This window comes from Acidovorax sp. (genome assembly GCF_046339755.1).
Classification (GTDB): Bacteria; Pseudomonadota; Gammaproteobacteria; order Burkholderiales; family Burkholderiaceae_C; genus Acidovorax.
On the sequence record NZ_JBKDTZ010000116.1, the window covers coordinates 1 to 8,218 of the forward strand.

The 8,218-nt window shown below is 67.4% G+C and carries 9 protein-coding genes and 1 tRNA gene; 2 read left to right on the forward strand and 8 right to left on the reverse strand.

Annotated features, from left to right (window positions below):
* The first annotated feature begins 225 nt into the window (after positions 1-225).
* Positions 226-363, forward strand: coding sequence for a hypothetical protein (locus ACK59X_RS09105; protein ID WP_409956675.1), 138 nt, complete (start codon positions 226-228; stop codon positions 361-363).
* A gap of 20 nt (positions 364-383) precedes the next feature.
* Here ACK59X_RS09105 and ACK59X_RS09110 read toward each other — a convergent pair whose 3' ends face one another.
* The gene (locus tag ACK59X_RS09110) at positions 384-1,103 is read right to left on the reverse strand and encodes a glutamine amidotransferase (protein ID WP_409956677.1); all 720 of its coding nucleotides are present in this window, start codon (positions 1,101-1,103) and stop codon (positions 384-386) included.
* Positions 1,104-1,292: 189 nt separating this feature from the next.
* Positions 1,293-3,398: an aminotransferase class V-fold PLP-dependent enzyme gene (locus ACK59X_RS09115; protein WP_409956679.1), complete on the reverse strand. Its 2,106-nt coding sequence runs from the start codon at positions 3,396-3,398 to the stop codon at positions 1,293-1,295.
* Between the two features lie 88 nt (positions 3,399-3,486).
* Between ACK59X_RS09115 and ACK59X_RS09120 the strand changes: the two genes are divergently transcribed.
* Positions 3,487-3,963: an Lrp/AsnC family transcriptional regulator gene (locus tag ACK59X_RS09120; protein ID WP_409956681.1), complete on the forward strand. Its 477-nt coding sequence runs from the start codon at positions 3,487-3,489 to the stop codon at positions 3,961-3,963.
* A 79-nt stretch (positions 3,964-4,042) separates the two neighbouring features.
* Here ACK59X_RS09120 and ACK59X_RS09125 read toward each other — a convergent pair.
* From ACK59X_RS09125 to ureC, 6 genes are all read right to left on the reverse strand, one after another.
* Positions 4,043-4,130 (reverse strand) — tRNA-Ser (locus ACK59X_RS09125).
* Positions 4,131-4,188: 58 nt separating this feature from the next.
* Complete coding sequence (gene ureG / locus ACK59X_RS09130) at positions 4,189-4,872, reverse strand: urease accessory protein UreG (RefSeq protein ID WP_409956683.1); 684 nt, start codon at positions 4,870-4,872, stop codon at positions 4,189-4,191.
* Entirely contained in the window at positions 4,869-5,585 is a 717-nt protein-coding gene (locus ACK59X_RS09135; RefSeq protein ID WP_409956691.1) for an urease accessory protein UreF, read from the reverse strand. The genes ureG and ACK59X_RS09135 overlap by 4 nt, the downstream gene beginning before the upstream one ends.
* Positions 5,586-5,615: 30 nt before the next feature.
* Positions 5,616-6,212, reverse strand: coding sequence for an urease accessory protein UreE (gene ureE / locus ACK59X_RS09140; RefSeq protein WP_409956685.1), 597 nt, complete (start codon positions 6,210-6,212; stop codon positions 5,616-5,618).
* Positions 6,213-6,243: 31 nt separating this feature from the next.
* Positions 6,244-6,888 (reverse strand): LysE family translocator, encoded by a 645-nt coding sequence (locus tag ACK59X_RS09145; protein WP_409956687.1) that lies wholly within the window; start codon positions 6,886-6,888, stop codon positions 6,244-6,246.
* Between the two features lie 27 nt (positions 6,889-6,915).
* Positions 6,916-8,218 (reverse strand): urease subunit alpha (gene ureC, locus ACK59X_RS09150; RefSeq protein WP_409956689.1); only part of this gene is annotated, 1,303 nt, incomplete at its 5' end.

The window sequence follows — 8,218 nt, forward strand, 5'->3', positions numbered from 1 at the left end:
GCGCGGTGAGCCGGGTCTGGGGGGTCCTGGGGACAGCTTGGCGCCGCGCGTGTGCGCCGGCCGGCATTGTCCCGGGGATGCAGGGCACCGGGGGCGTGTGCGGGAACTGGGGCCTGCAGATCGGCCGTTTGTCGCCGCCCCGGATGCAGCCTTGTCTTACGCGGCCCGCCCGGCGCCGGACCTAAGGTAGGCGCATTGAATCACCATTTGCCCCAGGAGCCTGCCATGTCCCCACCCCGCTCTCCCTCTTCCGGCCAGGTGCCCCATTCCTCGGGCCGCAACCGGTTTGCCACCGGCCGCACGGTGGCCGTCCTCGGCGTCATCGTGGGCTTTTTGCTGATCGCCATCATGGTGCCCTGGTAGGGCACGACGAACCTCCGGTCTCAGCTCCCCGCCACCACCATCGCTGCGAACCGGCCGAGCACGCTGCCCGCCTCGGACGTATCGCTGACATGTGCATTCCGTGCTTCCTGGACATGCTCCACATAGGCCTGCATGGCCCGCGCTGAAAACTCCGGGTGGAACTGAACGCCCCAACCGCAGCCGCCCACGCGAAAGGCCTGGTGTGGCTCCAGTTCGCTGTGCGCCAGCAGCACGGCCCCGTCCGGCAGGCGCAGCACCGACTGGTAGTGCACCAACTGTGCGGGAAACTGCCCCGGCAGCCCCGCGAACAAGGTGTCCTGCGCAGCCTCGGCCGTCAGGCGCACGGTGTGCGTGCCCACCTCCGGCCCGCGCGGAAGGTCGTCCACATGCCCGCCGAATGCATGCGCCAGCAACTGGTGCCCGTAGCAGATACCGAGCACCGGCACCTGCGCTTCGACACAGCGGCGCATCCATTGCGCCAACTGCTCGCTCCAGGGCTCGCGGTGCGACACCATGGCATGCGAACCACTGACCACCACGGCCGACAGTTCGGTCGGGTCGGGTAGCCTGGCAGCCTCCTGCTGCGCATCGATGCGCAGCAGGGGAAGTGCGTCCCCCAGACCAGCGGCGATCCAGTCGTCGAAATCACCCAGGGCCTCGCGGATGCCGGGAAAGGTCTTGCCGGCGGCAACGATGAGGAGGGGTTTGCGAAGGGGGCTTGGATCGGGGCTTGCGGTCATGTGTGCAGCAGCAGGAGGTATCCAGAAGAAAAAAGCGCCCCAAAGGACGCCTGTGGTTCCTGTCACTGGCAGAGGCCGTGGTCGCAGAAACTTGGATGCGTGAGCGATTTTATCTGTGCGTGCCCTCCAGAAGCCATGCGCAACCAGGGGCGCAGCCGATGGAATGAACGCTCTGGCCCTTGCATCCGTTCAGCGGGCAGGGGCTTGCGGTGTTGCCTGCGCCATCCAAAGCGCCAGGCCGCCCTCCAGGCTCCAGGCGTTGGCATGGCCCAGGCGGCGCAGTGCGCGCGCCGCCTGTGCGCTGCGGTTGCCGCTGCGGCAGTAGAACAGCACGGGCCTATCGGCCTCCAGCTTGAGCCAGACGGGCAAGGCATTGAGCAGGCTGCCCAGCGGAACCGCCTGCACTTTCGGCTGGATGCCTTGCCCCAGGTCGGGCCTGCCGCCCAGCGCGTGCTCATAAAGCTCACGCACATCGACCAGAAGCGGGGCAGGGGACGTCTGGAACTGCAGGTGCAGGCGCTCGCGGGACAGCGCCAGGGCCTCTGGTTCGGCATGCAGCGCCTTGGGGCGTGATGGCTGGCCAAGGGTCCAGGCGAAATGCTGTGCCTCATCGTGGCCGGGCAGCAGCAGCGCATGGGGTGCCAAGGCCGGGGTCAACCAGTTCAGGGAGCCTGTGTCGTCCGCCATGGCGGAAGCTCCCACAAAGGCCAGTTGGCCCTGGTCGGGCGTGTGCAGGACATAGACGCTTGCATCGGCGCTGCCTCCCGGGGGCGCCAGCCGCGTGATGCGGTGGTGATCCAGCTGAATCTGGCGCTCGCCCTGCGGCCACCCCAAGGGTTCCACGGAGCCCAAGGCCTGCATGGACTCCGGGAAGGCGGCGCTCAGGGTGGCCACCGCTGCGGCATGCTCGATGCGGTTTGTGGTTGCCAGCACGGCCACCAGGGTGTGGTCGTGGCGGCGCTGCCACTGCGTGATCTGTTCGCTATGTGCGGGCAGGGGATCGATGAGCACGCAGTGGCGGCGCTTCGCATCGGCCACCAGGTAACAGCATGCGCCATCGACCACGAAGCGGGTCACCAGACCGGTGGGCGTGGTGTTGCCGGCGGGTGCATGGACCGTCAAGCCATGGGCGCGCAGCGACGCGCCGCAGGCCCGGATGCGCGCACAGGCACGCTCGATCAGCTCGGCGGAGTCGGCCGCACCGAAGGACAGGCGCACGGCCGCCGAACTCTGCCAAGCGGGCAAGCCCATGGCCTCCAGCACATAGCTGGGCTGGGCCTTGGCCGCGCTGCAGGCCGAGCCACCGCTGACGCGCAGGCAGGCGGCATCGAACAGGTCCAGCAGCAGCCTGGAAGCAAGACCGGGCACGGCGAAGTTCAGCGTCGTCGGCAGGCACAGCGATGGCGGGGCATTGAATACCAGTCCAGGGAAGGCGTCGGTCAGCGCCAACGCCAGGCGCTCGCGGTGCGCCAACAGCGTCTCCTGGTTCGCGAAGGTGTCTCCTGCTTCCAGGGCGCGCAGCACCTCGCCCAGCGCGGCAATGCCTGCGATGTTCTCGGTACCGGCGCGCAGCGCGCCTTCCTGCCCACCCCCTGTCATCAGCGGGGTGAAGGGTGCGCCATCGCGCACGTACAGCATGCCAATCCCCTTGGGTGCATAGAGCTTGTGCCCGGAAAAGGGGGCGTAGTCGATGCGGCGCTCAGTCAGGTGCAGTGGCAATTTGCCGAGGGCCTGCACGCTGTCGACCAGCCACAGCGCGCTGCTGTCCGCCAGCGCCGCGCGGATGCCGTCGAGGTCGCTGACCACGCCGGTCTCGTTGTTGGCGGCCATCGTGCACACCAGGCCGGCCTGCGGCGCCTGCTGGCGCAGCCAGGCCAGATCGTGCCGGCCCTGGCGGTCCACCGGAATGGCGCGCACCGGCCAGTGCAGGCCCAGGAGGGCATTCCAGTGCCTGAGTGCCTCCGGCACGGCCTTGTGTTCGGTGGCGCCATAGAGCAGCAGCAAGGGCTGGATTTCTCCGGCATCGCGCCAGCGGCGCAGTTCGGTCAGGGCCGACAGCACGGCGGTCTGTATGCCTTCGGTGGCACCGCTGGTGAAGCACAGTTGACCACGGGCCGCACCCAGCAAGCGGCGGGCGCGGTCCCGCACCTGCTCCATGAGCGCCCGCGCCTTCAGGCCACTGCCGTGGATGCTGCTGGGGTTGCCAAAGGCTTCACCCATCACCGCCAGGGCCGCCAGGCGCGCTTGGGGGAGTACCGGTGTCGTTGCGTTGGCGTCAAGATAAATTTCTTCCATGGCGCCAAATTCTCGGCGGGTCCACGCAGCAAGGGCTTGCAATTTTTTCAAGAATAGGCCATAGAATTGAAATAAAAATCCCCAAATCATGGCAAAAATAAAATTGGATTCTATTGATTGCAAGTTGATAGAGATTCTTCAGGTCGATGCCGAAACACCGATCGCGGACATGGCCGCCCGCGTGGGCCTCTCGGCCACCCCCTGCTGGCGGCGCGTCCAGCGCCTCAAGGAGATGGGCGTGATCACCCGCCAGGTCGCCCTGGTGGACGCTGCCAAGGTGAACGTAGGGGTCACGGTGTTCGTGTCGGTGCGCACGAGCACCCACACCGAGGAGTGGTTCGAGCACTTTCGCGCCACGGTCCAGGCCATTCCCGAGGTGGTGGAGTTCTACCGCATGAGCGGTGATGTGGACTACCTGTTGCGCGTCGTGGTGCCCGACATCGCCGCCTATGGCAAGGTGTACAAGCGCCTGATCGCCGGTACCCAGCTGTTCGATGTGTCGTCCAGCTTTGCGATGGAAGAGCTGAAGTTCACGACGGCACTGCCGCTGTCCTATGTTGAGTAGAGCGCTCGCAGATACCCATCTGCTGTGGGGACGGGCAAAATAAAAAAAGCGCCCGAAAGGCGCTTGTCCATGGATGTTCTGGCGGAGACTGTGAGATTCGAACTCACGGACGGTTGCCCGTCGGCAGTTTTCAAGACTGCTGGTTTAAACCGCTCACCCAAGTCTCCGGGAGGGAAGGCGCGTATTCTAGTCCACGGAAATGACCGGCCACCCCGGTCAACGTGATCAGCCCCTCGCCTTGGTCAGCATGCCCTTGGTCTCGATGAAGCGCACCACCTCGTTCAGGCCGGCCAGGGTTTTCAGGTTGGTCATCACGAAGGGGCGCAGGCCCTGGGGGGTGGTGCGCATGCGCACGGTGTCCGATTCCATGATGGCCAGATCGGCGCCCACATGCGGCGCCAGGTCGGTCTTGTTAATGATGAACAGATCGCTCTTGGTGATGCCGGGGCCGCCCTTGCGCGGGATCTTCTCGCCCGCGGCCACGTCGATCACGTAGATGGTCAGGTCCGACAGCTCGGGGCTGAAGGTGGCGGCCAGGTTGTCGCCGCCGCTTTCCACGAACACCACGTCGGCATTGGGGAACTGGCCCAGCATGCGGTCGATGGCTTCGAGGTTGATCGATGCGTCTTCGCGGATCGCCGTGTGCGGGCAACCGCCCGTTTCCACGCCCAGGATGCGCTCGGCCGGCAGGGCGCCGCTCACCGTGAGCAGGCGCTGGTCTTCCTTGGTGTAGATGTCGTTGGTGATGGCGATCAGGTCGTAGTCGTCGCGCATGGCCTTGCACAGCATTTCCAGCAGGGTGGTCTTGCCCGAGCCCACGGGGCCGCCGATGCCCACGCGCAGCGGGGGCAGGTGCTTGGTGCGGTTGGGGACATGGTGCAGGGGGCTGGTCGTGGTGGTCGTCATCATGATCTGAAGAGGCGGGAGTATTGGGTTTCGTGCCGGGCCGAGAGAATGGCCAGCATGGGGGAAAAGGCCTGGCGCTCGCCATCGGGCAAGGCAAGTGCATACGTGGCGGCTTCGGGGATGGCCTGGGCGAGCTTTGCCAGGATGCGCTGGCCCGCGCTCTGGCCCAGGGCCATGGACTTGAGCGCGGCCTGCACCATGTTCTCGGCCCAGCCAAAGGCAAAGGCCAGCAGCACGTCGTAGACAGAGGCCTCGGCGGTCGAGGCGGCCAGTGCAAAGGCCACGGGGTAGGTGGGCGGCAGCGCGGCCAGGGCCTGCACGGCGGGCATGCGCGCCGCATCGCCCTGGTGCTGGTTGCGCAGCCAGTCGGCCAGCGAGCGGCCCATCTGTTCGGTCTGCAGGCGCAGCTCGCTGGTCTCGCGCGTGTGCAGCACCCAGTCGTTGAGCTCGCGCACATGCGCCATGTCGGCCTGGCGCCAGGCGCCCACGGCCTGGGCCACCACGGCCATGTCGCCGCGCGCCTGGGTGATGTGCAACTGGTCCAGCAGCCAGGCGGCCACGGCGGCCTCGGAGCCGACACCGGCGCTTTCGATGGCACTCTCCAGCCCTTCGGAATACGAGAACCCGCCCACGGGCAGCGCGGGCGATGCCAGCCAGATCAGCTGTAGCAGGCTGGCCGCGGGCAGGGCCGTCGGGGCCGGGGGCTCGCGCATCATCATGGGAGGGGCCGCTCGGGTGCAGCGCCGTCAGTGCGCATGCTTGTGGCCGTGGTCGCCGTGCCCATGGTCATCGTGCGAATGCCCGTGGTCATGGTCGTGGCTGTGGCCGCCATGGGCGTGGCCGTGCCCGTGGTCATCGTGGTGGTGGCCGTGTCCACCGCCGCCATGCCCGGCCGCATAGGCGCCGCCTTCGGGCTCGAAGGCCATGTCCTTCGCCTGCACGATCAGGTGCATGGCGCGCAGCATGTCGGCCAGCACATGGTCGGGCTCGATCTTCAGGTGGTCGGGCTGCAGCTCGATGGGCACATGGCGGTTGCCCAGGTGGTAGGCGGCGCGCACCAGGTCGAAGGGCGTGCCGTGGTTCTTGCAGTGGGTGATGTAGAGCACCGCCTGCGGCGCGGCCAGCACGCGCACCAGCGAGCCGTCTTCGGCCACCAGCACATCGCCGCCACGCACCACGGTGCCTCGGGGCAGGAACACGCCCAGCTCGCGCCCGCTGGAGTCGGTGGTGGAAAAGCGGCTCTTCTGGCGCACGTCCCAGTCGAGTTCGACGGTGGGAGCGCGCTGGAGCAGCACGGGCGCCAGGCCATGGCCTTGGGCGAGGATTTTTCCGACGGAAATCATGGATGCCAATACGGTAGAAAGGAAGGTGGGCTCAGCGCGTGGTGGGGCGTGATCCCATGGCCGTGAGCACGCCCAGGCCGATGAAGGAGGTGCCGGCCAGCCGGTTGCCCCACACGGCATGGCGTGTGGCCTGGCCCAGGCGGGGGGCGACCAGGCTGGCGGCCAGCACATAGAAAAGATCGGTGCATGCTGCTATGGCCACAAAAGTGCAGCCCAGCGCCAGGGTCTGCGCCAGCGCGCTGCCCTGTGCGTCCATGAACTGCGGCAGGAAGGCGGCGAAGAACAGGCTGGTCTTGGGGTTGAGCAGGGCCACCACGAAGCCGTCGCGGAACACGCGGCGCAGCGGCTGCCGCGCGCCGGTCTTCGAACCATCGGCGGCACTTGCAGGGGTTGCGAACCACATGCGCAGGCCCAGGTACACGAGGTAGGCGGCCCCCGCCCACTTCACCACGGTGAAGGCGGCCGACGACACGGCGAACAGCGCCGCCAGACCCAGCGCCGCGCCGATGGCATTGCCCAGGTTGCCCAGCGCCACGCCCAGCACGGAAGCCAGGCCGCAGGCACGGCCCTGCGCCACCGTGCGCGCCACGATGTAGACCACCGCAGGGCCGGGGGTGAGCGCCAGCACCAGGCTGGCGCCGGCAAAGGCGAGCAGCAGATGGGTTTCGGGCAGCATGGGCAGCACTCCTGGTTCGGGCTTCGGTCAGAACAGGAAGTATCGCTGCGCCATGGGCAGCTCGGTGGCCGGCTCGCAGGTGAGCAGCTGGCCGTCGGCGCGCACGGTGTAGGTCTGTGCGTCCACCTCCATGCGCGGGGTGTAGCTGTTGTGCACCATGTGCTCTTTGCGCACGCCGCGGATGTTGCGCACCGCGACCAGGTTCTTGGCCAGTCCGAAGCGCTCGCCAATGCCTGCGGCCAGCCCGGCCTGCGAGACAAAGGTCAGCGAGGTGCGCGCGATGGCCCCGCCGAAGGCGCCGAACATGGGCCGGTAGTGCACGGGCTGCGGCGTGGGGATGGAGGCATTGGGGTCGCCCATGGCCGCCATGGCGATGAAGCCGCCCTTGAGGATGAGGGCCGGCTTCACGCCGAAGAACGCCGGCTTCCAGATCACCAGGTCGGCCCACTTGCCCACCTCGATGGAGCCCACCTCGTGGCTGATGCCGTGCGCGATGGCCGGGTTGATGGTGTATTTGGCCACGTAGCGCTTGATGCGCGTGTTGTCGTTGCGCGCACTGTCGCCTTCGAGCGTGCCGCGCTGGGCCTTCATCTTGTGCGCCGTCTGCCAGGTGCGGATGATGACTTCGCCTACCCGGCCCATGGCCTGGCTGTCGCTGCTCATCATGCTGATGGCGCCCAGGTCGTGCAGGATGTCCTCGGCCGCGATGGTCTCCTTGCGGATGCGGCTTTCGGCAAAGGCCAGGTCCTCGGCAATGCCGGCGTCCAGGTGGTGGCACACCATGAGCATGTCCACATGCTCGTCCAGCGTGTTCACGGTGTAGGGCATGGTGGGGTTGGTGGACGAGGGCAGAAAGTTCGCCTCGCCCACCACGCGCAAAATATCGGGCGCATGGCCGCCGCCCGCCCCCTCTGTGTGGAAGGCGCAGATGCCGCGCCCGCCCACGGCGGCGATGGTGTTCTCGACAAAGCCCGACTCGTTGAGCGTGTCGCTGTGGATGGCGACCTGCGTGTCCGTCTCCTCGGCCACGTCCAGGCAGCTGCTGATGGCCGCAGGCGTGGTGCCCCAGTCCTCGTGCAGCTTCAGGCCAATGGCCCCGGCCTCGATCTGCTCGCGCAGCGGCGCCGGCAGGCTGGCGTTGCCCTTGCCCAGAAAGCCCAGGTTCATCGGAAAGGCATCGGCCGCCTGCAGCATGCGCTCCATGTTCCAGGTGCCCGAGGTGCTGGTGGTGGCCAGCGTGCCCGTGGCCGGGCCCGTGCCGCCGCCCAGCATGCTGGTCACGCCCGAGGCCAGGGCCTCCTCGATCTGCTGCGGGCAGATGAAGTGGATG

Bases quoted from the DNA above. Each gene is read 5' to 3' on its own strand.
- ACK59X_RS09105 (WP_409956675.1), top strand. From the start codon at position 226: ATGTCCCCACCCCGCTCTCCCTCTTCCGGCCAGGTGCCCCATTCCTCG.
- ACK59X_RS09110 (WP_409956677.1), bottom strand. From the start codon at position 1,103: ATGACCGCAAGCCCCGATCCAAGCCCCCTTCGCAAACCCCTCCTCATC.
- ACK59X_RS09115 (WP_409956679.1), bottom strand. From the start codon at position 3,398: ATGGAAGAAATTTATCTTGACGCCAACGCAACGACACCGGTACTCCCC.
- ACK59X_RS09120 (WP_409956681.1), top strand. From the start codon at position 3,487: ATGGCAAAAATAAAATTGGATTCTATTGATTGCAAGTTGATAGAGATT.
- ureG (WP_409956683.1), bottom strand. From the start codon at position 4,872: ATGATGACGACCACCACGACCAGCCCCCTGCACCATGTCCCCAACCGC.
- ACK59X_RS09135 (WP_409956691.1), bottom strand. From the start codon at position 5,585: ATGATGCGCGAGCCCCCGGCCCCGACGGCCCTGCCCGCGGCCAGCCTG.
- ureE (WP_409956685.1), bottom strand. From the start codon at position 6,212: ATGATTTCCGTCGGAAAAATCCTCGCCCAAGGCCATGGCCTGGCGCCC.
- ACK59X_RS09145 (WP_409956687.1), bottom strand. From the start codon at position 6,888: ATGCTGCCCGAAACCCATCTGCTGCTCGCCTTTGCCGGCGCCAGCCTG.